The 25,752-nt window shown below is 71.0% G+C and carries 21 protein-coding genes; 7 read left to right on the forward strand and 14 right to left on the reverse strand.

The window, feature by feature from the left end; translation table 11 throughout:
- Window positions 1-48: 48 nt before the first annotated feature.
- The 3 genes from ACFP1K_RS30630 to ACFP1K_RS30640 all read right to left on the reverse strand — a co-directional run bounded on the left by ACFP1K_RS30630 (window position 49) and on the right by ACFP1K_RS30640 (window position 3,466).
- A complete protein-coding gene (locus ACFP1K_RS30630; RefSeq protein WP_380759816.1) occupies window positions 49-1,095 on the reverse strand; it encodes a threonine aldolase family protein in 1,047 nt (348 codons plus the stop codon).
- A 106-nt stretch (window positions 1,096-1,201) separates the two neighbouring features.
- Complete coding sequence (locus tag ACFP1K_RS30635; protein WP_380759818.1) at window positions 1,202-2,152, reverse strand: D-alanine--D-alanine ligase family protein; 951 nt, start codon at window positions 2,150-2,152, stop codon at window positions 1,202-1,204.
- A gap of 81 nt (window positions 2,153-2,233) precedes the next feature.
- Entirely contained in the window at window positions 2,234-3,466 is a 1,233-nt protein-coding gene (locus tag ACFP1K_RS30640) for an aminotransferase-like domain-containing protein (RefSeq protein WP_380759922.1), read from the reverse strand.
- A gap of 411 nt (window positions 3,467-3,877) precedes the next feature.
- On the opposite strand from ACFP1K_RS30640, the gene ACFP1K_RS30645 reads away from it, so the two are divergent.
- Entirely contained in the window at window positions 3,878-4,480 is a 603-nt protein-coding gene (locus tag ACFP1K_RS30645; RefSeq protein ID WP_449329164.1) for a GNAT family N-acetyltransferase, read from the forward strand.
- Between the two features lie 195 nt (window positions 4,481-4,675).
- On the opposite strand, the gene trxA is transcribed toward ACFP1K_RS30645, so the two are convergent.
- From trxA to ACFP1K_RS30685, 8 genes are all read right to left on the reverse strand, one after another.
- A complete protein-coding gene (gene trxA / locus ACFP1K_RS30650) occupies window positions 4,676-4,999 on the reverse strand; it encodes a thioredoxin (protein WP_380759822.1) in 324 nt (107 codons plus the stop codon).
- A 13-nt stretch (window positions 5,000-5,012) separates the two neighbouring features.
- Window positions 5,013-5,945 (reverse strand): thioredoxin-disulfide reductase, encoded by a 933-nt coding sequence (gene trxB / locus ACFP1K_RS30655; protein ID WP_380759824.1) that lies wholly within the window; start codon window positions 5,943-5,945, stop codon window positions 5,013-5,015.
- Window positions 5,946-6,150: 205 nt separating this feature from the next.
- Window positions 6,151-7,236 (reverse strand): anti-sigma factor family protein, encoded by a 1,086-nt coding sequence (locus ACFP1K_RS30660; protein ID WP_380759826.1) that lies wholly within the window; start codon window positions 7,234-7,236, stop codon window positions 6,151-6,153.
- Window positions 7,233-7,871: an RNA polymerase sigma factor SigM gene (gene sigM, locus ACFP1K_RS30665; protein ID WP_380759828.1), complete on the reverse strand. Its 639-nt coding sequence runs from the start codon at window positions 7,869-7,871 to the stop codon at window positions 7,233-7,235. The genes ACFP1K_RS30660 and sigM overlap by 4 nt, the downstream gene beginning before the upstream one ends.
- 14 nt (window positions 7,872-7,885) lie before the next feature.
- Complete coding sequence (locus tag ACFP1K_RS30670) at window positions 7,886-9,427, reverse strand: protein kinase family protein (RefSeq protein ID WP_380759830.1); 1,542 nt, start codon at window positions 9,425-9,427, stop codon at window positions 7,886-7,888.
- A gap of 180 nt (window positions 9,428-9,607) precedes the next feature.
- Window positions 9,608-11,230, reverse strand: a complete 1,623-nt coding sequence (gene murJ, locus ACFP1K_RS30675; RefSeq protein ID WP_380759832.1) for a murein biosynthesis integral membrane protein MurJ — start codon at window positions 11,228-11,230, stop codon at window positions 9,608-9,610.
- Complete coding sequence (locus ACFP1K_RS30680) at window positions 11,227-13,338, reverse strand: DUF6049 family protein (protein ID WP_380759834.1); 2,112 nt, start codon at window positions 13,336-13,338, stop codon at window positions 11,227-11,229. Before ACFP1K_RS30680 ends, murJ begins: the two co-directional genes overlap by 4 nt.
- Before the next feature lie 46 nt (window positions 13,339-13,384).
- Window positions 13,385-13,963 (reverse strand): YbaK/EbsC family protein, encoded by a 579-nt coding sequence (locus ACFP1K_RS30685; RefSeq protein ID WP_380759836.1) that lies wholly within the window; start codon window positions 13,961-13,963, stop codon window positions 13,385-13,387.
- A 139-nt stretch (window positions 13,964-14,102) separates the two neighbouring features.
- Between ACFP1K_RS30685 and ACFP1K_RS30690 the strand changes: the two genes are divergently transcribed.
- Together ACFP1K_RS30690 and ACFP1K_RS30695 are read left to right on the forward strand one after the other, a co-directional pair.
- The gene (locus ACFP1K_RS30690; protein WP_380759839.1) at window positions 14,103-15,542 is read left to right on the forward strand and encodes a CCA tRNA nucleotidyltransferase; all 1,440 of its coding nucleotides are present in this window, start codon (window positions 14,103-14,105) and stop codon (window positions 15,540-15,542) included.
- A gap of 46 nt (window positions 15,543-15,588) precedes the next feature.
- Window positions 15,589-16,869, forward strand: coding sequence for an adenosylmethionine--8-amino-7-oxononanoate transaminase (locus ACFP1K_RS30695; protein WP_380759841.1), 1,281 nt, complete (start codon window positions 15,589-15,591; stop codon window positions 16,867-16,869).
- Window positions 16,870-16,871: 2 nt separating this feature from the next.
- On the opposite strand, the gene ACFP1K_RS30700 is transcribed toward ACFP1K_RS30695, so the two are convergent.
- A complete protein-coding gene (locus ACFP1K_RS30700) occupies window positions 16,872-18,179 on the reverse strand; it encodes an MFS transporter (RefSeq protein ID WP_380759843.1) in 1,308 nt (435 codons plus the stop codon).
- Window positions 18,180-18,399: 220 nt separating this feature from the next.
- On the opposite strand from ACFP1K_RS30700, the gene idi reads away from it, so the two are divergent.
- Window positions 18,400-18,996 carry an isopentenyl-diphosphate Delta-isomerase gene (gene idi / locus ACFP1K_RS30705; protein WP_380759845.1) on the forward strand — a complete coding sequence of 199 codons (597 nt, stop codon included), beginning with the start codon at window positions 18,400-18,402 and terminating at the stop codon, window positions 18,994-18,996.
- Window positions 18,997-19,014: 18 nt separating this feature from the next.
- Here idi and ACFP1K_RS30710 read toward each other — a convergent pair whose 3' ends face one another.
- Together ACFP1K_RS30710 and ACFP1K_RS30715 are read right to left on the reverse strand one after the other, a co-directional pair.
- Window positions 19,015-20,094, reverse strand: coding sequence for an inositol-3-phosphate synthase (locus ACFP1K_RS30710; RefSeq protein ID WP_380759847.1), 1,080 nt, complete (start codon window positions 20,092-20,094; stop codon window positions 19,015-19,017).
- A 13-nt stretch (window positions 20,095-20,107) separates the two neighbouring features.
- Window positions 20,108-20,758 (reverse strand): PadR family transcriptional regulator, encoded by a 651-nt coding sequence (locus tag ACFP1K_RS30715; RefSeq protein WP_380759849.1) that lies wholly within the window; start codon window positions 20,756-20,758, stop codon window positions 20,108-20,110.
- Between the two features lie 146 nt (window positions 20,759-20,904).
- Between ACFP1K_RS30715 and ACFP1K_RS30720 the strand changes: the two genes are divergently transcribed.
- The 3 genes from ACFP1K_RS30720 (at window position 20,905) to ACFP1K_RS30730 (ending at window position 25,735) form a co-directional block, all read left to right on the forward strand.
- The gene (locus tag ACFP1K_RS30720) at window positions 20,905-21,312 is read left to right on the forward strand and encodes a DUF5318 family protein (RefSeq protein WP_380759851.1); all 408 of its coding nucleotides are present in this window, start codon (window positions 20,905-20,907) and stop codon (window positions 21,310-21,312) included.
- A 412-nt stretch (window positions 21,313-21,724) separates the two neighbouring features.
- Window positions 21,725-24,325, forward strand: a complete 2,601-nt coding sequence (locus ACFP1K_RS30725) for a transglycosylase domain-containing protein (RefSeq protein WP_380759853.1) — start codon at window positions 21,725-21,727, stop codon at window positions 24,323-24,325.
- 60 nt (window positions 24,326-24,385) lie between these two features.
- Entirely contained in the window at window positions 24,386-25,735 is a 1,350-nt protein-coding gene (locus tag ACFP1K_RS30730; protein WP_380759855.1) for a glycosyltransferase family 87 protein, read from the forward strand.
- Window positions 25,736-25,752: the final 17 nt, after the last annotated feature.

Raw genomic sequence — 25,752 nt, forward strand, 5'->3', positions numbered from 1 at the left:
GGGGGTTTCACGTGAAACGGGGGGTGGGGTTTCACGTGAAACCGGGGGTCAGGGTTTTAGGGTTTGGCGGATGGTGGTGGTGAAGGTGTCTATTTCGGTGGGGGTGGTGTTGAAGGCGGTCATCCAGCGGACGGTGTTGGTGGGGGCGTGCCAGGTGTGGAAGAGGTATTGGGATTGGAGGGTGGGGATGGTGTCGGGGGGGAGGGTGGCGAAGATGGCGTTGGACTCTACGGGGTAGCGGATGTCCAGGCCGGGGAGGTCGGAGACGCCGTCGGCCAGGCGTTTGGCCATGGTGTTGGCTTGGGTGGCGTTCTTGCGCCAGAGGTCGTCGGTGAGGAGAGCTGTTAGCTGGGCGGAGATGTAGCGCATTTTTGAGCCGAGTTGGAGGGTCTGGCGTCTCAGGTAGGGGGCGGCGTCGGCCAGGTCGGGGCGGAGGACCACCACTGCTTCGCCTACCAGGCCGCCGTTCTTGGAGCCGCCGAAGCTTAGGACGTCCACGCCGGCGTCGGTGGTGAGGGCGCGCAGGGAGCAGCCCAGGAAGGCGGCGGCGTTGGCCAGGCGGGCGCCGTCCATGTGGAGGAGCATGCCGTTGTCGTGGGCCACTTCGGCCAGGGCGGCGATCTGGTCGGGGGTGTAGCAGGTGCCGAGCTCGGTGACCTCGGAGATGGAGACCACCTTGGGCTGCACCTCGCTGATGTTGCCCCGGCCGCCGAGGCGGGCGGTCACGTCGTCGGGGGTGAGCCTGCCGTCGGGAGTCGGCACGGTGACCAGTTTGACGCCGAGGACGCGTTCGGAGGCGCCGGTCTCATGGGTCGCGATGTGCGCGCTCTCCGGGCAGATGATCGCCTCGTAGCGGCGGGTCATCATCATGCTGAGCGAGAGCATGTTGGCGCCGGTGCCGTTGAGGACCACGAAGCCGGCCGCGTGGGCGCCGAACTCGTCCCGGAGCCGGTCCTGGAGGGCCGCGGTCCACTCGTCGTCGCCGTAGGCGGGGGCGTCACCGGTATTGGCCGCCGCGACGGCGTCCATGACGGCCGGGTGCGCACCGGCGTGGTTGTCACTGGCGAAGCTTTTCGCGTAGCGGGGTTCGATCACCTCGCCAGGCTACGCCCGCCCGCCCCGCCCGCCCGAGCCGGATGCCCGGTTCGCCGGGAAGGCCCGTGGCGGGCGGAAAGAGGGCGGAGAGCAGGGAAGGGACGGATCAGTGCCGGAGCAGCGCGGCTTGCAGCAGGCCGCGGCACAGGGCGCCGAGGTCCTCGTCGGCCGCGGCGGCGGCCATGGGGAACAGCGAGGTCTCGGTCATCCCGGGGGCGACGTTGACCTCCAGGAAGTGGGGCTCCCCGGCGGCGTCCACGATGATGTCGGTGCGCGAGATGTCCCGCAGCCCGAGCGCGGTGTGCGCGGTCACCGCCATCCGGGCGCACGCGTCGGCCACCTCGGGGCGCAGCCGGGCGGGCGCGAAGAACTCGGTGTGACCCGCGGTGTAACGGGCCGAGTAGTCGTAAACACCCTCGTTGGCCACGATCTCCACCGCGGGCAGCGCGACCGGGCCCTTCCCGAGGTCGACCACCGACACCGCGACCTCGACACCCTCGACGTACTTCTCGACCAGCGCGGTGTCACCGTAGGCGAAGCACCCCACCATGGCGGCGGGCAGTTCTTCGGCCTTGCGCACGATGGACCCGCCGAGGGCGGAACCACCGCGGGACGGCTTGACGAACAACGGCAGCCCGAGCCGCTCCACGATGCGCCCGAGCACCGCGGTGGCGCCGAGGTCGTGGAACGTCTCCTTGGGCAGCACGACCGCCTCGGGGGTGCGCACCCCGACCGACCGCACGACGGTCTTGGCGGTCGGCTTGTCGTAGGCGATGCGGCACGCGTCCGGCGCCGCGCCGACGTAGGGCAGCTTCAGCAGCTCGAGGACCGAGCGGATGGCGCCGTCCTCGCCGCTGCCGCCGTGCAGGGTGACGAAGACGACGTCGGGCGGGTCGGCGAGCACGGCGGGCACCAGCGCGGCGTCGGTGTCGCGCGTCTCCACATCGACCCCGTCGGCCTTGAGCACCTCGCACACCCGGCGTCCGGAGCGCAGGGACACCTCGCGCTCGTACGACAGCCCGCCCGCAAGCACCAGCACGTGGCCGAGATCGATCATGGAGGACCTTTCTAGCGTCGTCGGAACCGCCCGTGGCGGCCCGTGGCGCGGGCCGCCAGAGTTTCCGCAGCGTAGTACATCTCAGGTCAGATCCGGACCCGGCGTGTCGACCCCGGCGTGGGGGCGCATCGGGCTGGTGCCGAACGTGTCGCGCAGCACGAGCTCTTGCTGGATCACCCCGGCGAGGCGGCGGACGCCCTCGCGGATGCGGTCGGGCTCGGGATAACAATAGGACAGCCGCATGTTGGCGGCGCCGGAGTCGTCGGCGTAGAAGCCGGTGCCGGGCACGAACGCGACCCGCTCGGCCACCGCCCTCGGCAGGATGGCCTTCGAGTCCAGCCCCTCGGGCAGCGTCATCCACACGAAGAAGCCGCCGGCGGGCTGGGTCCAGCTGCAGCCGGGCGGCATGAGGGCGGTCAGCGCGCCGAGCAGCGCGTCCCGGCGTTCGCGGTACAGCTCGCGGAAGGTCTTGATCTGCTCGCGCCACGGCTGGGTCTCGAGGTACCGCCCCACCGCGAGCTGCGCGAAGCTGGAGTGGGACAGCACGGCTGACTCCATGGCGAGCACCAGCTTGTCCTTGATCGGGTGCGGCGCCAGCGCCCAGCCCACCCGGAAGCCGGGGGCCAGGGTCTTGGAGAACGACCCGAGGTACACCACGCCGTCGGGGTCGTCGGCGCGCAGCGCCCGCATGGGCTCGGCGTCGAAGCCCAGCAGGCCGTAGGGGTTGTCCTCGACGACCAGCACGCCCGCGCGGTGGCAGATGTCCAGCACCTGGCGGCGGCGCTCCAGGGTGAGCGTGACGCCGGCGGGGTTCTGGAAGGTCGGCACGGTGTAGAGGAACTTGACGCGGCGCCCGGCGGCGGTGAGCGCCTGGATGCTCTCGGCGAGCGACTCGGGGATCAGCCCCAGGTCGTCCATCGCGACGTGCACCACGGACGCCTGGTAGGCGGCGAACGTGCCGAGCGCGCCGACGTACGACGGGCCCTCGGCGAGGATCACGTCCCCGGGGTCGATGAAGATGCGGGTGATGAGGTCCAGCGCCTGCTGCGACCCCACGGTGACCACGACGTCGTCGGGGCCGGCGTCGATGCCCTCCAGGCGCATGACCTCGCAGATCTGCTCGCGCAGCTGGGGGTCGCCCTGGCCGGAGCCGTACTGCAGCGCGACGGTGCCGCGCCGGGCCACCAGGTCGGCGACCAGCTCGCCGACGGTGTCCAGGGGGAGGGCGTTGACGTACGGCATGCCGCCGGCCAGCGAGACGACCTCGGGGCGGGACGCGACGGCGAAGAGAGCTCGGATCTCGGAGGCCACCATTCCGGCGGCACGCGCGGCGTACCGATCGATGTAGGCGTCGATGCGCGACCCGTGGGCCGCGGTCCTCCGACCGTGATCCGGCTCTTGCGTCACGGTCCACCTCCTGGGGAATGGGATGCGTGATTGTGATTGGCGCGATACGAGACACCAGAGTACGGCAGCAGCCTCTACCACATTTGGTAATTCTCACCCTGAAAGGGGGACTCCCGTGCGGGAATGGGGCCTGGCCACGGCACAAGAGGGCTCGTCACGGGTCCGGCGGGGTGCGCATGTCCGCCGTGCGGAAGCGCGGCAACGGCGGCGTACTCGGCTACCATGCCACTCTGGAGACGCCGTAGTTCGTGCGCTTTTCTGCCGTGAGCTCGCGTCCGTCTCGCAAGGGATAGGGGGCCCGGGGTGTCGCGCCGGCTGGTGAATGTCACGTTGGACAACCTCGACGATCTGCCACGCCGCTGCCGCCGGTGTGTCTTCTGGGAACTCGACCCGGTCAGCGGGGAGCGCGCCCAGCAGGCGGGCGACCCCGGGCTGGAGAAGGAGGCGTGGATCTCCGCCACCCTGCTCGAATGGGGCAGCTGCGGCAAGATCTGCTACGTCGACGGCGTGCCGGCCGGGTTCGTGCTGTACGCGCCGCCGCTCTACGTGCCCCGCTCGGTCGCCTTCCCCACCTCGCCGGTGAGCGCGGACGCCGTGCTGCTCATGACCGCGCACATCATCTCGGAGTTCTCCGGCGGCGGGCTCGCCCGCATGCTGATCCAGGGCGTGGCCAAGGACCTCACCCGCCGGGGGGTGCGGGCCATCGAGGCCTTCGGCGATCTGAAGTGGGAGCAGCCGGGCTGCATGCTCCCCGCCGAATACCTGCTCGCCGTCGGATTCAAGACGGTGCGCCCGCATCTGCGGTTCCCCCGGCTGCGGCTGGAACTGAAGACCGCCGCGTCATGGCGTGAGGACGTCGAGGTGGCCCTGGAGCGGCTCCTGGGGTCCATGTCCCCCGAACGCGCACTTCGCCCCGTCTGAGGCGATCTCAGGGCCGGACACGCCCCTCCAGGCACATGCGCCACACGCGCCACCGGGGTTCGGCGCCGCCACGGGTCACCGCAACACAGAGCCCCTCGCGCCGCCGGCGCGAGGGGCTCCGCTGGGTGGGTGCCGCCGGGAGGGCGGAGGTACGGCCACGTGATCGTGGGGGACCACCGACCGCAGGGGCGTCTGTTAGATGACGCCTTCGAGCTCGCGGAGCAGCATGGCCTTCGGCTTGGCGCCGATGATCTGCTTCACGACCTCTCCACCCTTATAGACGTTCAGGGTGGGAATCTGGAGTACGCCGTAATCGCGAGGAATGCGGGGATTTTCGTCCACGTTGATCTTGACGATGGTGAGCTTGTCCGCGTGCTCCTTGGCGATCTCCGCAAGGACGGGCGCCACCTGACGGCAGGGGCCACACCATTCGGCCCAGAAGTCGACCAGGACCGGCTTGTCGCTCTTGAGGACCTCGGCGTCGAACGTCGCGTCGGTCACGGCTTTGATCTCGCTCAAGATTTTCCCCTTATCAACTGGTGTGGTCCGCGAGCCAGCGTTCCGCGTCCAAGGACGCGGCGCACCCGGTCCCCGCGGCGGTGATCGCCTGGCGGTAGGTGTGGTCGACGACGTCGCCGCAGGCGAAGACCGCGTCGATGTTGGTCCGCGTGGTGGGCGCGTCGACCTTGATGTAGCCCTCGTCGTCGAGGTTCAGCTGGCCCTTGAACAGCTCGCTGCGCGGGTCGTGGCCGATGGCCACGAACAGCCCGGTCACTGGCAGCTCGGACTCCTCGCCGGTCTTGAGGTTGCGCAGCGTCAGGCCGCTCACCCGGGTCTCGCCGTGGATGTCGGTGACCGCGCTGTCCCAGACGAAGCGGATCTTCTCGTTGGCGAAGGCGCGGTCCTGCATGATCTTGCTGGCGCGCAGCTCGTCCCGGCGGTGCACCACCGTCACCGTGCGGGCGAACCGGCTGAGGAAGGTGGCCTCCTCCATCGCGGTGTCCCCGCCGCCCACGACCGCGATGTCCTGGTCGCGGAAGAAGAAGCCGTCACAGGTCGCACACCAGGACACCCCCCGGCCCGACAGCCGCTTCTCGTTCGGCAGGCCGAGCTCACGGTAGCCCGAGCCGGTCGCCACGATCACCGTGCGGGCGAGGTAGGTCTCCGTCACGGTCTTGACGACCTTGGGGTCCTGCCGCAGGTCCACCTCGACCACGTCGTCGGCGAGCAGCTCGGCGCCGAACCTCTCCGCCTGCTTGCGGAAGCTGTCCATCAGCTCGGGACCGAGGATGCCGTCGGGGAAGCCGGGGTAGTTCTCCACGTCGGTGGTGTTCATCAGCGCGCCGCCCGCGGTGACGGAGCCCTCGAACACCAGTGGGTTGAGATCGGCGCGTGCCGCGTACACCGCGGCCGTGTACCCCGCGGGCCCCGACCCGATGATGATCACATTACGGACGTCGCTCACGCTCTCGCCTTTCCTGCCGCGGCCCGTCGCCCGGCCCGGCCCCATCCGGTTCGCCGGCGACCGCCTCGACTCCGATTCCTTGGGTGCCAGTGGCGTCAACAGATCCTAGGCGTCCGGGATTCCCCGCGGGGTGATGACCCGCCCCGGACATCGCGAAGCCCCGGCGAGCGGGTCGCCGGGGCCTCGTCGTGGCTGAACGCGGGGGCTACTGCCAGCGGCCCACCGCGGGCTTGCGCAGGCTCGCGCAGTTGCCGTCGACGACGTACACCCAGACGGCGTTGCGCAGGCGGTCCTTCCAGAAGGCCATCACCGTGGCCTCGTTGCCCTGGTAGAGCCCCTGGTCGACGCCGATCGGGGTGGGAGCCTTGTCGGCGCCGAGCCTGCGGCCCACCCGGGCGGCGATCTGCGACACGCAACCCGTCACGGATTGGTCCGCCGAGGTGCCGCCGCCCGAACCCGGGCCGGTGGCGCCGACGTAGGTCGCCAGCGGGCCGTCGAGCACGGCGTCGGAGTAGTTGAAGTCGCTCTTGCCGATCGCGTAGTTGCCGCCGGTCTGGGTCGAGCCCTTGCCGATGGTGCCCCGCTGGGGTTGCACCACGGCCGGAGCCGGGGCCGCGGGGGCCGGCAGCGCGACGGTCGGCCCGGACGGCTGCCCGCCGGACGCCGACAGCAGGCTTGCCGTCACACCGACCGATCCGATGACCGCCGCCGCCGCGACGCTCGCCGCCGCTGGCATCAGCCAGGACCGCCGCCGGGAGGATCTCCCGGGCCGGCGCCGGGCCGGGACGATCGAGCCGTCGTCCGACACGACGCCCAGCGGCACCGGCACCTCGTCGGCCGGCGGACCGGCCTGCGAGGGCACCGGGGCGCCCAGGGGCGCCGCGGCCACGGGCACAGGCACGGGGGCCGTGCGCGCCGGAGGAACGGACCGCAGGGGCCGGGCCGGTGTCAGAGCCGGCTCGGGGACCGGCGCGGGGGCCGTCTCCCAGGGGGAGTCGCTCATGATGCGGTTCCAGTCGGGCGCCTCGTCGAGCCGCAGCCCGCCGTCGGCCGTCCTTCCCTCCGCCTCGGCCGCGAGGGCCTTGTCGATGCGCAGCGCGACGCCCATCGGCATCGCGGGAACCGGTACGGCCGCGAGCATCTCGCGGACCGCGGCCAGCTCGGCCAGGCATTCCCCACAGGAGTCGCAGACCGCGAGATGCTCGCGTACCTGCGCCGCCGTGGTGACGTCGAGGAGTCCCTCGGCCAGTTCGGCGAGGACCTCGAAGTCGTAGTGCGTTTCACCCGTCACGAAGTTCTGCTCCCTTCGGGGGATGAGACGCGACTCAAGTCTGATCGGTTCCGCAGATGCGAAAGAATCGGTGCGAGTTTGGCCCGGCCCCGGGCGCAGCGGCTCTTGACGGTGCCCGTGGGCACGCCCAGAACCTGGGCGGCGTCCTCGACCGAGTAGCCCATCATGTCCACCAGCACCAGCGCGGCCCGCTGGTCGGCGGGCAGCAGCTTGAGCGCGGCCGAGACCTCCATGGAGACGTCGCGGTCGCCGGTCTGGTCGGGGATGGGGGTGTCCCGCTCGGCGGCCTCCACGAGCTCGTCGTCGGCCACGGGGCGGATCGATTTACGCCGCATGCGGTCCAGGCAGGCGTTCACGACGATGCGGTGCAACCAGGTGGTCACCGCCGCGTCGCCCCGGAAGCTCTCAGCCTTGCGGTAGGCGGAGACGAAGGCGTCCTGCACCGCGTCGGCGGCCTCGTCGGGATCACCGAGCGTGCGCAGGGCGACCGCCCACATGCGGTCACGGTGGCGGCGGACGATCTCGCTGAACGCGTGTGGATCGCCGTCGATATGGCTCGTCAGCAGGTCGGCGTCGCTCAACGCCGACCGTGCGGCGTGCTCGACCGCCGGTGGACTATCGGGAGGAGGGTTCACAACGTGTGTTCCTGTTATGCCGATCCGGGAGAGTGCACGACTACGTCATAGATGGTGCCACGAAACTTCCCCTCAAAGGCTGGAAGGCGCGTAAACCAGATCAAAACGTACTGACCGCTGGCTGGTTTGTCCGGTGTGAGGGTCACCGTTCCTGACACGTTCTCCTGCTTGGCGGCCCTGCGGAGCGCGCCGAGGTCGGCGGAGTCGCCGACCCTCAGCTCGATCGTCGAGCCTGGCGCGTTGCCCAGTGAGACCACCACGTCGGCGACGCTGACCTCCTTGCCCATGTCCAGCAGCAGGCCGACGCCGTCCTTCAGCCTGCCGAGCTCGGCGCTCTGGTAGGTGGTGGTGTGCCACTCGGTGGACGCCTTGCCGTCGACGGCGAGGCGGGCGAGCTCGGGGTGCTCGGACAGGTCGTCGCCGAGGGGGTCGAAACCGGTGGCACCGGCCGGCTTCAGTGCGACGATCTTGGGGGAGCCCTCGGACGACGGCGTGGCGGACGCGGCCGGGGGCGGGGTGCGCTTGCCGAGGCTGCGGCCGAGGGTCCACGCGCCGAGCCCGACCGCCGCGATGAGCAGCAGGATGACCATCGCGACCACCGCCCGGCTCATCGGGCCGCCCGAGCGCCGGGCGTGCCCGCCGTGTGAGCCGTGCCCTCCGTGACCGCCGTGCCCCCCGTGATCGGAGGGGCGGGGCTGCACCGGGGGCCGCGGCGGACGGCGGGTGTCGAGGTCGTCGGGGGCCTCGGAGCGCAGGGTCAGCGCGGGCGGCCTGCCGGAGACCGGCACCGGCGCGGGGCGCGGCACCTCGGCTAGGGCCTCGGCCACGGCGGCGGGCGTGGTGAGCGGCGGAAGGCCGCGCCGGGGCTCCTGCAGCAGCGCGCGGCACGTGATGGCGTCCAGGAAACCGGGGACCCCGGCGCGGACCTGGCGCGGGGTGCAGACCTTGCCGTCGTCCAGCGGGGCGGACGGGAGGCCGGTGTCGCCCTCGCCCGGCCAGTGGCCGGTCAGCGCGGCGTACAGCAGCCGCCCGAGGCCCTCGGCGTCCTCGCGCGCGGCGTCGTCGCTCTCCACGCCGCGCAGCTTGGCGTCCACGGCGAGGCCGAGCAGCTTGACGGTGCTCCCGGCGGTCCAGATCAGCCGGTCGGGGGTCAGGCACAGGTGGGACAGGCCGGCCTCGTGGGCGTGCGCGACCGCCTCGGCGGCCTCGGCCACCAGGGCCGCGGCCCGCTCGGGCGACATCGGGCCGGAGGAGACAAGATCGGCCAGCGTCTCGCCGGTCACCCACTCGCTGACGACGTACGCCTGGCCGGCCTCCTCGGCGGCGTCGAAGACCTGGGTGACACGGGGGTCGGTGAGGCGGCTCGCGCCGCGGGCGGCGGTCACGACCTCGACGACCCGCGGGAAGTCCGGTGACAGCGTCAGCACGGAGACAGGCCGGGCCAGGACCTCGTCGATGGCCTTCCACAGGGTGGCGCCAGACGACTCGCTGACGCGGTCCTCCAGGCGGAACCGGTCGGCCAGGCGGCCGCCGGGCTCCACGGCCGGGGCGCTCATGAGGTGGTCCTCTCCCTGGTCGCGGGCGATGTCCGGGTGAATACCCCCACGCCCCTCCTGATCTTAGTCGGCCGGTGGCGCCCGGTCGTCTCCGTGCACCGGGCACCATGGTAGTCCGCGGCGGCTCCGGTCCGTGTTGTCGATTGAACGCGGCGAAGCGGACTTCCAGGTTCCTTATGACTAGCGGCCTACCCGCCCGGCCACAAGTCCAATGATCGAACTGATTTCCGCGATTCGCATGCGGTGCGAGGCGAGGAGGTAAAGCAGGCCGCCGGCACCGCCGCCGACCAGAAGCATGATGGCAGAGCTCAAGGGGGTGATGCCCGCCACTTCCGTGGTCCCCCACAGCACGATCAGCGCGACGACCGCCGCGGGGATCGCCGCGACGTACATGCGGGCGAGCGCCGCGCCGACCGCCCGGCCGCCGAGACCGCCGCCGACCCTGCGCGCGGCGAGCGTCCAGGCGACCACGCCGCCGCAGGTGTACGCGGCGGTGAACGCCATCGCGAGCCCCATGACGATGAGATCGGGCGGCAGCGTGAGATAGAGGACGAAGCTCACGGTGGTGCTCACCGCGACGTTCCCCGCCGCGATCAGCGCGGGGGTGCGGGTGTCGCCGAAGCTGTAGAAGACGCGCAGCAGCAGCTGGTAGATGGAGAACGGCACCAGCGCCAGCCCGAACACCTGGAGGACGTTGCCGATGTTCACCGCCTCGGCCACCGAGGTGCTGCCGTGCCCGAAGATCAGCACGGTGACGGCGGGACCGAGCACCATGAGCAGCAGCCCGGCCGGGACGATCACCGAGGAGACCAGCCGCACGCCGGAGGCGAACTCGTCGCGGATGGCCTCCGGCCGCCCCTCGTGCACGTGGCGGCTCATCCGGGGCAGCATCGCGGTGATCACCGAGACGGCGATGATGCCGTAGGGCAGCTGGAAGAGCTGGAAGGCGTAGCTGTAGGAGGCGATGCCGGCGACGTGCCCGGCGCCCTGTTCCGCGGCCTTGCCGGTGGCGCCGGTGGCGAGGTTGGTGGTGACGATGAAGCCGATCTGGTTGACCAGCACGAAGGCGAGGGTCCACACCCCGGCCCGGCCCATCTCGCCGAGCCTGGCGCCCCGCAGGTCCAGGCGCGGCACGAACCGGAAGCCCGCCCGGTGCGCCGCGATGATCAGCACGATCGACTGGACGACGATGCCCGCCGTGGTGCCGATGCCGAGCAGCGCGAGGTCGCCCGAGGTCACCGCGTCGATGTTCCCGCCCGCTCCGCCGGCGACGAGGTAGAGCAGCGCGACCCCGATCACCACCAGGTTGTTCAGCACCGGGGCCCACATCGGGGCGGCGAACCGGTCACGGGTGTTCAGGATGGCCCCGGAGATGGCGCCGATGCCGAAGAACGCGATCTGCGGGAGGATGTAGCGGGCCAGGGTCACCGCGACGTCGTAGCCGCGCGGCGACAGGTCGGTGGTGAGCAGCGAGACCAGCAGCGGGGCGCACAGCACCCCGGCGACCGCGATGGCGAGCAGCACCAGCGTCGCCAGGGTCATCAGCCGCTGCTCGTAGGCCCGCCCGCCGTCCGGGTCGTGCTGCTGCGCCTTGACGATCATCGGCACGATCACGCTGCTCAGCACGCCTCCGATCAGGAGGTCGAACAGGATGAACGGGATCGTGTACGCCACGTTGTACGCGTCGCCCAGCGCCGCCACGCCGATCGCCGACGCGAGCACCGCCGTGCGCGCGAAACCGGTCAGGCGGGAGACCATGGTGCCCGCGGCCATGATCGCGCTGGCGCGCAGCACCCGGCTCATGAAGGTCCCTCTCTCTGTGCGGCCACCGCCGGTGGCGCGGCCTGGCTCGCGCGGCGGCTCCTGGCGAGCCTGCGCGAGCGGCGGCTCACCACCCGCAGCGCCACCGCGGCGAGCAGCACGGTGACGGCGCCGCCGACGATGACGAGCACGATGGCGCCGTAGCCGGTGGTGGTCACGGTCAGCTCGACGGGCTGGTCGTACGGCGTGCCGTCGGCGGTGGTGAGCTGCACCTTGACCACGATCTGGCCGCCGCCGTTGGCCTCCATCGGGATGTCGAGCTGCCGGGTGCCCCCGGGACCGATGGTCACCGGGGACTCGTAGGAGCCGATGGTGAGCAGCCTGCGGTCCCGTGAGGTGATCTTCACCCCGACGGTGGCCTCCTGGTCGGGCAGGTCGTTGCGTATCGTGATCGGCACGATGCCGTTCTTGCCCGCGAGGGTGCGCTGCTCTCCGGTGGTGACCGAGATGGCGTCGGTGCGGCGGGCGATGGCCCTGTCGACCTGTTCGACGAACGGCACGGCGCTGCCGGTGCGCCCGCGCCACGCCGACGAGGCGAGGCGCAGCAGGGCGGTGTCGAACGGCCGCCGCTGGTCGCCCGTCACGGTGGAGGTGAGCGCGGCGCGGTCGCTGAGCTTCTCGGTGCCCGTCATGTACGACTTGGCGAGCTCGGCGGCCCGGTCCTTGTCGGTGTAGGTCAGGTCGGTGCGCGGTACGGGCGGGGTCGCGGGCTTGATCGAGCCGAGGGACACGGGCTTGAGCCACGGCACGGACGCGGCCGTGCGCAGCAGGTCGGTGACGTAGCCGGGGTCGGGGCTCCACCGCCGGGGCGGGGCCACCACGACCGCGCGGGGCCGCGGGGCGGTCTCGGCGCTGATCATCGCGGTCTCGGCGAGGAACCGCTGCTTGGCCAGGACGGCGGTCCCCTCGGCCGGGGTGACCAGCTCGCTCAGCACAGGGTCCGCCAGCAGGACGCGGACCCTGCCCATCACGGTCTCGAGAGAGGCGGCGGCGTCGGGGGTGTAGGTCAGCGGGGCGGCGAGCGGCAGCGCGGCGGCGCCCAGCAGCACGGTCCGCACGTCCCCCACGGCGAGGGCGTCCAGCGCGTCGTGGTCGATCACGCCGCCGACGGGCCAGTTGACGCCCGTGGTCACGTCCTTGCCGAGCAGCTGGCTCGCGACCGCGGCGCCCTTGGTGAGCGCGGCGCCGGTGGCGTCGTCCATGCCGGTGTGCACGAGGGCGGCCACGTCGGGGTCGGCGTACGGCGTGGCGGTGACGGGTGTGTCGGTCAGGGCGGTACGCAGGTCGCGCAGCCACGCGCCGGTGACCGGGTCACCGGGTTTGGCGGTCTTCTCCTGGCCGTCGTCGCCGGTGCCGAGGGAGTATCCCTGGGACATGACCTGGGCGTCGTCGAGCAGGGCCGGGTCGACGAACCAGCTCACGCCCTTGGCAGGGCTTCCGGCGATCTTCAGGATGCGGCCGAGGCGCCCGTCGTCGGCCATGGAACGCCGCAGCTCCTCGTCCACGAAGAGGTCGTCGTCGGCGCGGTGGGGCTGGTCGACGATGGGCAGCGCCCAGGAGATCTTGGTGCGCGGCGGCGCCTGGCCCGCGGGCGCGTACAGCAGGAAGGTGCGCTGGGCGGCGAGCTGGCGCTGGGCCGAGTCGACGAGCTCGATGGTCACCGGGTGGACGCCGAAGCGGTACATGCCGATCTCGGCGGGGGTGAAGGTGAACTCCCAGGGCGCCTGGCCGGACGCGGCGAGCTGGGCCACCGGCACCGAGCGCCTGCTGGTGTCGAGGATCTGCCCCCCTGCGGCGAAGCTCTGCATCTGGGCGCGGCCGGCGAACGGCTGGCGGGAGAACCGCAGGCGGACCTGCAGCCAGGTCAGGGGGGTGGCGCCGGTGTTGGTGACCTTGCCGCTGATGGTGATCGGGGTGTTGGGCTCGCTCGGGGCGTCGGGGGTGATGGACTCCACCACGACAAGGGCGTCCTGGCGGGTCGCCGCCTCCCGTACGCCACCGGCCGCCGGGAGCCCGGCGGCGGCCGCCGCCGGGGCGAACAGGAACGCGGCGACGGTCAGCAGGGAGATGAGGGCGGCTCCGCGGGTCACGTGGCGGCCAGGGGTGGAGTTCGGCGCACGCCCAGAATGGTATGGCCTAAAGCCGGGCGGGCGGCGACCCGCAACGGGGAGGGGTCACCACCGGCCGTACCTCCTTGGAGCCGGGCAGCCGGACCGTGCGGTGCCTGGCGGCCTGCAGGTCCACGAATTTGCCGGGCAGGAGAGTCAGCAGGTCGACGGCCCGCAGGCGCAGCGCGGTACGGCGTTCACCGGTCGGTGAATACAGTGGTTCGTCGGGGTCGCGGACGTCGGAGAGGCGGTCGTCCACGAGCATGGGGAGATCGGGAGGGAGCAGCAGAGGTGACACCGATGTGGCGGCGTAGTCCGTGGCGGAGTTGACGAGGAACGCGGGTGCCGGGCGCACCCGCCGGGCCGCGAGCAGCGCGCCCACCGTCCCGGGCCGCGGCGGCGCGGCGACGGTGGTGACCACGGCCACCGGGCCCCGGGAATCGCGGGTGGTGACCTCGAAGACCGTGACCCGGATACAGGAGGCGGGGTCGACGTCCAGAATGCCGGGGAGATCGTCGACACACGTTAACGCCCGGGGAAGCCTTACGATTTCGTGATGGATCTGGTGGGACAGGAGCCAACGGTGGATCGCGAGGGCGTCTTTCATCGCTCGTGCTCCTGTCCTCAGCGGGTGCCCCCGACGGATCCGCAGCCGTGACCCGGTGGCCGCCCGGGGTACATCCCCTGGCGGGACGTACCAAGGCCGGTGCGGAGGATCGCAACCGCAATCGAAGGACCTACCCAGCTTGTCCGTGTCAAATCTGAGCGTTAGTCAGCAGAAGGCAGTGATCGACCTATTCCGGCGGATTGCACCGGTCGCCGATGAACTCGGCGACCGGTTCTCCGCGCATGGCCACCAGCTCGCCCTGGTCGGCGGGTCGGTTCGCGACGTCTTCCTCGGCCGTATCGGCAACGATCTCGACCTGACCACCGACGCGCGCCCCGAACAGGTGCTGGAGATCGTCAAGGACTGGGCGGACTCGATCTGGACCATCGGTATCGACTTCGGCACGGTGGGGGTCCGCAAGGGCAACTGGGTGCTGGAGATCACCACCTACCGCAGCGAGTCGTACGACCCCAAGTCGCGCAAACCCGGCGTGGTCTACGGCGACACGCTGGAGGCGGACCTGGAGCGGCGCGACTTCGCGGTCAACGCGATGGCCGTCCGCCTGCCCGGCCACGAGTTCGTCGACCCCTACGGCGGCCTGTCCGACCTGTCGGCCAAGGTGCTGCGCACCCCCGGCGCGCCCGAGCGGTCCTTCGACGACGATCCGCTGCGCATGCTGCGGGCCGCCAGGTTCGCCGCCCAGCTCGGGTTCGCCGTCGACCCGCCCGTGGTGACCGCCATGACCGAGATGGCGGACCGCATCGAGATCGTCTCGGCCGAGCGCATCCGCGACGAGCTGGACAAGCTGATCTGCGGGGCCTACCCCCGCGAGGGCCTCGGCCTGCTCGTCGACACGGGCCTCGCCGCGCACGTCCTGCCCGAGCTGCCCAAGCTCCGCCTGGAGATCGACGAGCACCACCGCCACAAGGACGTGTATGAGCACACCCTGATCGTGCTGGAGCAGGCCATCGCGCTGGAGCAGGCCGGGCCGGACCGCGTGCTGCGGTGGTCGGCGCTGCTGCACGACATCGGCAAGCCCAAGACCCGCAGGTACGAGGAGGGCGGGCGGGTCTCGTTCCACCACCACGAGGTGGTGGGCGCCCAGATGACCAAGAAGCGGCTCCAGGAACTGCGGTTCCCCAAGGACGTGGTGGCCGACGTGGCCCAGCTGGTGGAGCTGCACCTGCGCTTCCACGGGTACGGCACCGGCGAGTGGACCGACTCGGCCGTGCGCCGCTACGTCCGCGACGCCGGCCACCTGCTGGAGCGGCTGCACAAGCTGACCAGGGCCGACTGCACGACCCGCAACCGGCGCAAGGCCCAGGCGCTGTCGCGCACCTACGACGACCTGGAGCGGCGCATCTCCCGCCTCGCCGAGGAGGAGGAGCTCGCCAAGATCCGGCCGGAGCTCGACGGCAACGAGATCCAGCGCATCCTCGGCGTGCGGCCGGGCCCGGTCGTGGGCGAGGCGTACAAGTTCCTGCTGGAGATGCGCCTGGACAAGGGCGTGGTCGGCGCGGAGGCCGCCACCGAGGCCCTGCTCCACTGGGGCCGCGAGCGGGGCGTCGGGAAGGACTGAGGCCGGGCCCGCCGGCTCTCCCGGCGGGCCGCGCTAGGGTGGCCGGGTGAACGCCGGCACGCTGCGTGACCTCGACCGCGCGCATCTGTGGCATCCGTACGCCGGGGCCACCCCGCCCGAGCCCGCCCACCCGGTGGCGGGGGCGGACGGCGTGCGCCTGACCCTGGCGGACGGCCGTGAGCTGATCGACGGCATGTCGTCGTGGTGGGCGGCCATCCACGGCCACAACCACCCGCGCCTCAACGCCGCCGCGCGCGAGCAGCTCGACGTGATGGCGCACGTGATGTTCGGCGGGCTCACCCACGAGCCCGCGGTGCGGCTGGCGGTGCGGCTGGCCGAGCTGAGCGGCCTGCCGAAGGTCTTCCTGGCCGACTCGGGCTCGGTGGCCGTCGAGGTCGCCATCAAGATGGCCGTCCAGGCCACCGGCCGCGGCCGGCTGCTCACGATCAGGAACGGCTACCACGGCGACACGTTCGGCGTCATGGCGGTCTGCGACCCGGTGAACGGCATGCACCACCTGTTCACCGATCTGCTGCCCCGGCACGTCTTCGCCGACGCGCCCCCCTGCGACCACGGACGGCACCTCGGGCCGGCGGGGGAGCGCGACGCCGCCCCGCCCGACCCGGCCTACCTTGCCCACCTGGACGAGCTGGTGGCCCGGCACGCCCCCGAGCTCGCGGCGATCATCGTGGAGCCCGTGGTGCAGGGCGCGGGCGGAATGCGGTTCTACCACCCCGCCTACCTGCGCAGGCTGCGCGAGCTGGCCGACGAGCACGGCGTGCTGCTCATCGCCGACGAGATCGCCACCGGGTTCGGCCGCACCGGCGAGATGTTCGGCTGCGACCACGCGGGTGTCCGGCCGGACATCATGTGCGTCGGCAAGGCCCTCACCGGCGGATACCTCACCATGGCCGCCACCCTGTGCGCCGAGGAGGTGGCCGAGCGGGTCGGCGTGCTCATGCACGGGCCGACGTACATGGGCAACCCCCTGGCCGCGGCCGTGGCCGGCGCCTCGCTCGACCTGCTGGCCGAGCGCCCGTGGCGGCAGGAGGTCGGGCGGATCGAGGACGGCCTGGCCGCCGGGCTGGCCGGGGCGGCGCGCGCGCCGGGCGTGGCGGACGTCCGGGTGTTCGGCGCGATCGGGGTCGTCGAGGCCGCCGCGCCGGTGGACGTCGCGAAGGTGCAGGAGATCGTGATGGGCCACGGCGTCTGGCTGCGGCCGTTCGGGCGGCTGATCTACACGATGCCGCCGTACGGCATCACGCCCGCCGAGCTGGCGGCCGTCACGGACGCGATGTCGGCCGCCGCCGCGGCCCTGCCCGCCTAGGGCTACTGCTGGGGAAGCTGCTCGGGCGCGCGGCGCGAAATGGCGCCGCCGGTGAACAGCCGGAAGACGACGGCGGCGGCGACGTACCCGAGCGAGGCGACGGCCAGCACGACGTAGGACTTGCCGTTCGCGGGGAGCAGGAACGCGGCGACCGTCGCGGCCAGCACGAGCATGCCGTTGAAGAGCATGTCGTAGATCGAGAAGACCCGCCCGAGGTACACGTCCTCGACGTCGCGCTGCACGATCGTGTCGGCGCAGATCTTGACGCTCTGCCCGGTCACGCCGAGCACGAAGCCCGCCGCGAGGAACCCCGCCTGGTGGAACGGCAGGCACAGCGCCAGCTCGAGCACGCCGCCCGTGGCCAGCATGATGGGGATCCACCCCTCGGGACGGAACCGCTCGGTGGCCCACGGAGTGATCAGCGCCGCCACGAAGAACCCCGCGCCCGAGGTGGCGAGCACGCCGGTGATCTCGCTGAGGCCCGCCTCGACGTCGGTGGTGAAGTAATAGCGGTAGAGCATCACGGTCATCACGATGGTGAGCCCGTACATGAAACGGTGGGCGGCCATGCCGCCGAGCGCCGCCGCGGGGGACCGCTTGTGCAGCACGTGGCGGGCGCCGTCCACCAGACCGGTGAGGACGTTGCGGACCGCCTCGCGCGCCTGCGGGAGACGCGGGTCGTACGTCGGGCCGAGCAGGTCCCGGGCCATGGTGGCGGCCACGAACGCGCTCAGGCCGAACAGCACGCCGGACACCACCAGGATCAGCGCGGTGCCGCTGTGCGCGGGCCCGAACAGCATGCGCAGCAGGAACCCCGAGCCCGCCCCGATGAACGTGGCGATGGTGCCCGACGTGGGGGTCACCGCGTTGGCGGCGAGCAGCAGCCGCTCGCCCTCGACCACGTGGGGCAGCCCGGCGCTGAGCGCGGACAGGAAGAAGCGGTTGACGCCGAGCACCACCAGAGCGGTGGCGTAGAAGACGAGGTCCGGGGCGTTCAGCGCGACGAGCAGCGCGGCGACCAGCAGGGACCCGCCGCGTACGATCGGCGCGATCACGAGGATCTGCCGGCGCGACCAGCGGTCGATCAGCACTCCGGCGAACGGCCCGAGGATGGAGTACGGCAGCAGCAGCACCGCGAACGCGACGGCGGCCTCGGTGGCGCTCGTCTGCTTCTCGGGGGTGAAGAAGGCGTATCCGGCCACTGCGAACTGGAACACGCCGTCGGAGAACTGCGAGACCAGGCGAGTGGCGAAAAGCCGCTTGAAGTCCCGGCCTCGGAGGACGACGCGGAGGTCGGAGACGAAAGACACGCGGGTCAGCCTACTGGCCGGGTGCCCTGGGTCACATCGGGAACATCCCCGATATGCCGCCAAGAGTGGGTGAAGACCCCATTTCCCACGGCGCCGACCGGCGGGGATGAGACCTGATCCACCCGGGGTGAGTTTTTCCTCACCAGGGAGAAAGCAGCTACGACGCGCCGGGCCGCGGCTTCGTGCCGGTGGGCGGGCACCGCCACGTAACCTCGGTCACGTGACCCATGACGAACATGTCGTGCTGCTGAACGCCGCCGGCGAGGCCGTCGGCACCGCGCCGAAGGCCGCCGTACACGGCACCGACACGCCGCTGCATCTGGCGTTCTCGTGCTACGTGTTCGACGACGAGGGAAGGGTGCTGCTCAGCCGCCGGGCCTCGCACAAGGCGACCTGGCCCGGGGTGTGGACCAACAGCGTGTGCGGTCACCCGCTGCCGGGCGAGCCGCCCGCCGAGGCGGTGGCCCGCCGGATGGGGTACGAGCTGGGCCTGGCCGCCGACCGCATCGAGCTGATCCTGCCCGGTTTCGCGTACCGCGCGGTGATGGCCGACGGCACCGTGGAGCACGAGATGTGCCCGGTCTACCGCGCCGTTGTCTCCTGCGACCCGCGGCCCAACCCCGACGAGGTGGGGGCGGCACGGTGGATGCCGTGGAAGGAGTTCGCCGACGACCTGACGAGCGGGCTTCTCGCCATATCCCCGTGGTGCGGTGAGCAGGTTCCCCTTCTCACCGCACTCGGTCCCGACCCGTCGGCGTGGCCCGTGGGCGACCCGGCGGAGCTGCCGCCCGCCGCGCGCGCCGGGGCTTCCGGCTGACGGCGGCGGGCGCGCCCGTCAGCGCTCGACCTCGCCGCGGATGAACTTCTCGACGGCCTCGCGGGCGTCGTCGTCGGAGTACTGCTCCGGCGGGGACTTCATGAAGTACGAGGAGGCCGACAGGATCGGCCCGCCGATGCCGCGGTCCATCGCGATCTTCGCGGCGCGCACGGCGTCGATGATGACGCCGGCGGAGTTGGGCGAGTCCCAGACCTCCAGCTTGTACTCGAGGTTCAGCGGGGTGTCGCCGAAGGAACGGCCCTCCAGGCGGACGTAGGCCCACTTGCGGTCGTCCAGCCACGGCACGTGGTCGGACGGGCCGATGTGCACGTCGGCCTTGGCCATCTCGTGCGGGATCTGCGAGGTGACCGACTGCGTCTTGGAGATCTTCTTGGACTGGAGGCGCTTGCGCTCCAGCATGTTCATGAAGTCCATGTTGCCGCCGAAGTTGAGCTGGTACGTCCTCAGCAGCTCGACCCCGCGGTCCTCGAACAACTTGGCCATGACGCGGTGCGTGATGGTGGCGCCGACCTGGGACTTGATGTCGTCGCCGATGATCGGGATCCCGGCGTCGGTGAACTTCTGCGCCCACACGGGGTCGGAGGCGATGAAGACCGGCAGCGCGTTCACGAAGGCCACGCCCGCGTCGATGGCGCACTGGGCGTAGTAGCGGTCGGCCTCCTCCGAGCCCACGGGAAGGTAGGACACGAGCACGTCGGCCCGGGCCTCCTTCAGGGCGGCCACGACGTCCACGGGAGCCTCGTCGGACTCCTCGATCATCTCGCGGTAGTACTCGCCGAGACCGTCATAAGTGGGGCCGCGGTGAACGGTGACGCCGGTGGGCGGTACGTCACAGATCTTTATGGTGTTGTTCTCGGACGCCACGATCGCCTCGGAGAGGTCGCGGCCGACCTTTTTGGCATCGACGTCGAAGGCGGCCACGAACTCCACGTCCCCGACGTGGTATTCGCCGAACTGGACGTGCATCAGCCCGGGGACCCGGATGGCCGGGTCGGCGTCCTTGTAATATTGCACGCCCTGCACCAGCGCCGCGGCGCAGTTGCCCACGCCCACGATGGCTACGCGCACGGAACCCATCGCACTCGCTCCTTTACTCGTTCGTCTCATCAGGAACGGGCTCGGCTGACTGCGCCTGTGCCCTCTCCGCTTTTGCTCGAACGGCTTGCGCGCGTTCGGTATCGATCAGTTCGTTGAGCCAGCGCACCTCGCGCTCGACCGATTCGAGGCCGTGGCGTTGCAACTCGAGGGTGTAGCTGTCCAGCCGTTCGCGCGTTCGGGCGAGAGCGGTGCGGACGCCGTCGAGACGCTCTTCCAGACGGCTGCGGCGACCTTCGAGGATGCGCAGCCGAATTTCGGCCTCGGTGAGGCGGAAGAAGGCGAAGTGGACGCCGAAACTCTCGTCCTCCCAGGACGAGGGCCCGGCCTGGGTGAGCAGTTCCTGGAGTCGTTCCTTGCCCTCGGCCGTCAGTTTGTAGACGATCTTGGACCGGCGGCCGGTGAGCGGCGGGGCGACTTCGCCCTTGACCGTGGTTCCGCAGCCACCGTCCTCCGGCGGCTCCTCCGCGATGAGCCCGTCGGCGAGCAACTGCCGAAGGCACGGATAGAGCGAGCCATAGGAGAACGCCCGGAACATGCCGAGCAGGGCGTTGAGCCGTTTGCGCAGCTCGTAGCCGTGCAGCGGGGTTTCGTTGAGCGAGCCGAGCACGGCAAGTTCCAGCTCACTGCTTCGTCCTGCCGCCACTGGAACCGCCCCCTCTCGCGGTGATGTGTTCCGCCGATGTATCGAGTCGATACATCCTCAGGATACGTCGCGGCGGCATACTCCGCAATCGAGAAAGTCGTCAAGCGGTTGGCCTGAAAAGCGAAAAAAGTCGTAGTCTGACGCTCATGTGGTCACAGCGACGGGTCGTGGACTACGGCCTAGCGAAGCGCGCGACGGTCCAGTCGCTGCGTTCCGGTCGCGCGACCAGGCGTGATGTGTGCGATGCTCATCCCTACCTTCTGCGCGCGGCCAGGTACCACGGCGAGCCCACCCAGCGCAGATGCCCCATATGTGAGCACCAGAACGTGACCCATGTCACATACGTGTACGGTGACCAGCTCGGCCGGGCCGCGGGACGCGTAAAGGCAACGTCAGACCTTGTTCAGATGGCTCGCGAATACCCGGAATTCCGGGTCTACGTTGTTGAGGTCTGCCAAGGTTGTGCATGGAATCACCTGACGGTCTCCTTCGTCCTAGGCACTGATGGGCCACCGGGCGACTCCGAAACGGACCGGCGGATCGTGGAGAGGTAGCCGGCCCGCGACCCGAGTTCTCCTGTTTCCCAAGGCGCGTGTTACCCGCCTGCCGCACAGACGTCGAAGACCTCCAGATCGCCAGATGACCCGACGAGGACGCGTGAGTTACAGCAGCTTTGGCCCCGAGCCGACCGGCCGCCCCGGCCCAGCCGAGGGATCCGGTTCATCAGCTCGTCCGGGGCGGCGCCGTCGCTCTACTCAGGGGAGCGCGCCCACCGCTGGACACCAGGCCCCGCCACCGGGCTGGTCGCAGGAACCTTCACCCGGGCGGCGCGCCGCGCCGCCCGGCGCGGAGAACCGCGACCGCGCGGCGCCACAGCCGCCTCCGGACCGGTACGGCGAGCAGCCGCGCCGTCCGGCGGGCGAGCCCGCGCCGCGGGGCGGCGACCCCCGGATGAACGACCCCCGGATGAACGACCGCCGGGCGGCGGGCGACCCCCGGGCGGGCGGCGAGCGTCGCGCGCCCGCGGGCGGACCACGTCCCCGGCGCGCCGAGGCGGCCTACGAGGACACCCAGTCGATGGGGCGGGTCGGCGGCGGCTCCGCCGCGGCCCACGGCCCCGGCGGCGGTCCTGGCGGCTCCGGCGCCCCCGGCGGCCCCCGTCGTGATCCCGGCGCGACCGAGCGCCGCGATCCGGCCGCGACCGAGCGTCGTGACCTGGCAGGCACCGAGCGCCGCGACCCGGCGGAGACGGCCCTCAGCCGTGACCCGGGCGCACGGCCCGGCCGTCGCGCCCGTGGCGGTCCCGGCGGTCCCGGCGGTCCTGGCGGGCCGGAGGGTCCCGGGGGCCCGGGTGGTTCCGGAGGGCCCGGCGGGCCGGGAGGTCCCGGCCGGCGACGGGCGGCGAAGGGTGGGGAGTCGCCCCGCCGCAGGGGCTGGAGGCGCTTCCTGCCCAACTGGAAGATCGTGATGGTCGGCTCCGTCGTGCTCACGGCGGGTGTCTTCGGCATGATCGCCGTCGCCTACGCCAACACCCAGCTGCCGACCGAGAAGGACGCCCAGGAGGCGGCCGTCTCGCAGGGCAGCACCTTCTACTACGCCGACGGCACCTACATGGCCCGTCTCGGCATCGAGCGCCGCGCCGTCAAGCTCGACGACGTACCGCAGTACGTGCGGGACGCCGTGGTGGCCGCGGAGAACGACACCTTCTACAGCGACGACGGCATCTCCTTCACCGGCCTGGTGCGCGCCGCGTGGAACACCGCGACCGGGGAGCAGGTGCAGGGCGCGTCCACCATCACCCAGCAGATGGCGCGCAACTACTTCAAGGGCCTCAGCCAGGAGCGGGAGCTCAAGCGGAAGATCAAGGAGATCTTCATCGCCATCAAGCTCGACAAGGAGTGGAGCAAGGACAAGGTCCTCGAGTACTACCTCAACATCATCCCCTTCGGCCGCAACACCTACGGCATCGAGGCCGCCGCCAACGAGTTCTTCGGCCACGGCGTCAAGAAGCTGACCCCGGCCGAGGGCGTGTACCTCGCGGGACGCATCCAGCAGCCGGGCGCGTTCGACACGGCGGAGGAGAAGAAGAACTTCTCCGGCACCCAGTTCCGGTTCGGCTACGTGCTCAAGCAGATGGCCAAGCTGGACCCGCAGAAGTACGGCGCCTACCCCACCACCCTGAAGTTCCCCAAGCCCGGCTCCCGCCAGGACTCCTCGGCGTTCAGCGGCCTGCGCGGCTACATGCTCACCGAGGCGCTCAAGGAGCTCGAGGCCAAGGGCCTGCCGCGCAGCCAGATCGAGACCGGCGGCTACAAGATCTACACGACCTTCGACCGCAAGCTCATGCTGGCCGCCAAGACCGCGGTGAACCAGACCACCGCCGGGCTGCCCAAGGAGGTCCACACCGGCCTGGCCGCCGTGGACCCGACGAGCGGGCGCGTCGTGGCGTTCTACGGCGGCAACAACTACCTCGGCAAGCACCCCGACCAGTTCAACGAGGCGTTCCAGGCGCGCAAGCAGGCCGCGTCGGCGTTCAAGCCCTACGTGCTGGCGGCGTGGCTGGAGGCCGGGCACAGCCTGAAGAGCTACGTGACGGGCAAGCAGCCGCTCAAGCTGGAGGGAACGACCCCGATCTCCAACGGGCACTCGACCCCGTCGTCGATGAACATCATCTACGCGACCCAGCACTCCATCAACACGGCCTTCGGCCAGATGGGCTTCGAGGTCGGCCTGGACGCGGTCAAGCGCATCGCCGAGGACGCCGGGCTGAGCAAGGACGCCATGGAGAAGAGCGTCGCCGACCACAAGTACCTCTTCTCGATCGGCAGCGCCGGCGTGACCCCGGTGGAGCAGGCGGCGGGCTACTCGATCTTCGCCAACGCGGGGAAGCACTACCCGACGCACACCGTCATCCGGGTCATCGACCCGAACAAGATCCAGATCATCTCCGAGGACAAGACGCCGAAGCAGGTCATCGCCGAAGAGGTGGCGGCCGACGCGGTGGTGGCGCTCCAGTCGGTGGTGAAGGGCGGCACGGGGACGGCGGCGGCGCTGTCCGACCGTCCGGTGGCCGGCAAGACGGGGACGAACAACGACAACAAGGAAGCCTGGTTCGTCGGGTTCACCCCGCAGCTGTCCGCCTCGGTCGGCATGTACAAGGAGAACCGCAAGAGCGGAGCCGAGCTGTCCCTGGGCAACAACTTCGACGGCGGCACCGTCCCGGCCCGGGTGTGGCGCGCGTTCATGGCCGAGGCCATGAAGGGCAGGAAGGTCGCGGAGTTCCCCGACCCGTCCAACATCGGGAGCCCGCTCGACCTCGCGCCCAAGCCGACGCCGACGCCCACCCCGACGCCGCAGGACGAGTTCCCCGACGACGGGTTCCCGACCGACGACGGCCAGCCCGACGACAACGGTGGCGGCGGCGAAGGCTGCCTGCCGTGGGACGACGCCTGCAACAACAACGGCAACCCCGACCCGTTCGGGGGCGACGCGCCCGGAACGGCGTCCACGCCACCGCCCACCCCTGACCCGGCTCCGACGGGCGGACGACGCACACCGTCCCGGTGAGGCATCATCGTGGGGTCCCGGCGCCAGCGGGGTGCCGGGACATGGTGATGGGATGAGGTCATGAACCGATCGACGTACGCCCCGGGAACGTCCGGTTCCGTGGCGCGGGCCGTGGCGCCGTTCGTGCCCCTCGCGCTCCTGGCCACGGCAGGGGCGGTGCTCGCCTACCTGTGGAAGGCGCCCTGCCGGTTCGGCGGCGCCTGGAACGACGGCACCCAGCAGTTCCTGAACTTCTGTTACACCGACATCTATCCGCTGTGGTGGAACGAGAAGCTCGACCAGGGCTTGGCGCCGTACTTCGGGCACCCGGTGGAGTACCCCGTCGGCATCGGCGCGCTGATGTGGGTGATCCAGCGCATTGTGGCCGGGTTGAGCGAGCCCGGGGTGTGGTTCTACGACCTCACCGTGCTCCTCATGGCGGTGTCGCTGGTCGTCGGGGTGGTGGTCCTCGCGAAGCTGTCGCTCCTGCAGCGCCGGCCGTGGGACGCCGCGTGGTACGCCCTTGCGCCCGCCCTGATCCTCACCGCCTTCATCAACTGGGACCTGCTGTGCGGCGCGCTCGCCCTCGGCGCCTTCCTCGCCTGGTCCCGCAAACACCACTTCCTGGCGGGGGTGCTGCTCGGGCTGGCGGTGGCCACCAAGTTCTATCCCGTGGTCTTCCTCGGCCCGTTGTTCCTGCTCTCGGTGCGTGCCAGGAAGTTCCCCGCGTTCCTGTACACCGTCGCGGGCCTGGTGATCACCTGGGTGGCGGTGAACCTTCCGTACATGCTGCTGGCCTTCCAGGGCTGGAAGCGGTTCTACGTCTTCAGCAGCGAGCGCGGCGCCGACTGGGGGTCGCTCTGGTACTTCTTCCAGATGAAGCAGTGGCCGTTCCTCGGGGACGCGGCCCGGCTGGACACCCTCGGGATCGTGTCGTTCGGCCTGATGTGCGCGGCCATCGCGGTGCTCGCGTTCACCGCGCGCACCCGGCCCCGGCTCATGCAGCTGTGTTTCCTGGTGCTGGCCGCGTTCATGGTCACCAACAAGGTGTGGTCCCCGCAGTACGTGCTGTGGCTGGTGCCGTTCGCCGTGCTGGCCCGGCCCAACTGGAAGCCGCTGCTGCTCTGGCAGATCGCCGAGTGCTGGTACTTCTTCGCGATCTGGCTCTACCTGGTCGGCATCCAGCCGGGCAACGAGGCGCTCGGCATCAGCGACGTCACCTACTACACCGCAGTGTGGGGCCGGGCCCTGACCATCGCGTTGCTGGCGGCGTTCGTGGTGCGCGACATCCTGCGCCCGGAGCACGACGTGATCCGTCAGGACGGCCTGGACGACCCGGTGGGCGGTGTGCTGGACGGTGCGCCCGATCATTTCGTGCTACGCCTGGACTCGCCCGCGGCGCGCGAAGAGGCGCCCGCGACGCCCGCCTGATCCCGTCGGCGTACGAA

This window comes from Sphaerisporangium aureirubrum (assembly GCF_042658925.1).
GTDB classification, from domain to species: domain Bacteria; phylum Actinomycetota; class Actinomycetes; order Streptosporangiales; family Streptosporangiaceae; genus Sphaerisporangium; species Sphaerisporangium aureirubrum.

Coding starts and splice junctions, on each gene's coding strand:
- ACFP1K_RS30640 (WP_380759922.1), bottom strand. CDS start 3,466: ATGGTGGCCTCCGAGATCCGAGCTCTCTTCGCCGTCGCGTCCCGCCCC.
- ACFP1K_RS30685 (WP_380759836.1), bottom strand. CDS start 13,963: ATGAAAGACGCCCTCGCGATCCACCGTTGGCTCCTGTCCCACCAGATC.
- ACFP1K_RS30730 (WP_380759855.1), top strand. CDS start 24,386: ATGAACCGATCGACGTACGCCCCGGGAACGTCCGGTTCCGTGGCGCGG.
- ACFP1K_RS30725 (WP_380759853.1), top strand. CDS start 21,725: ATGAACGACCGCCGGGCGGCGGGCGACCCCCGGGCGGGCGGCGAGCGT.
- murJ (WP_380759832.1), bottom strand. CDS start 11,230: ATGAGCCGGGTGCTGCGCGCCAGCGCGATCATGGCCGCGGGCACCATG.
- ACFP1K_RS30635 (WP_380759818.1), bottom strand. CDS start 2,152: ATGATCGATCTCGGCCACGTGCTGGTGCTTGCGGGCGGGCTGTCGTAC.
- ACFP1K_RS30670 (WP_380759830.1), bottom strand. CDS start 9,427: ATGAGCGCCCCGGCCGTGGAGCCCGGCGGCCGCCTGGCCGACCGGTTC.
- ACFP1K_RS30720 (WP_380759851.1), top strand. CDS start 20,905: ATGTGGTCACAGCGACGGGTCGTGGACTACGGCCTAGCGAAGCGCGCG.
- ACFP1K_RS30710 (WP_380759847.1), bottom strand. CDS start 20,094: ATGGGTTCCGTGCGCGTAGCCATCGTGGGCGTGGGCAACTGCGCCGCG.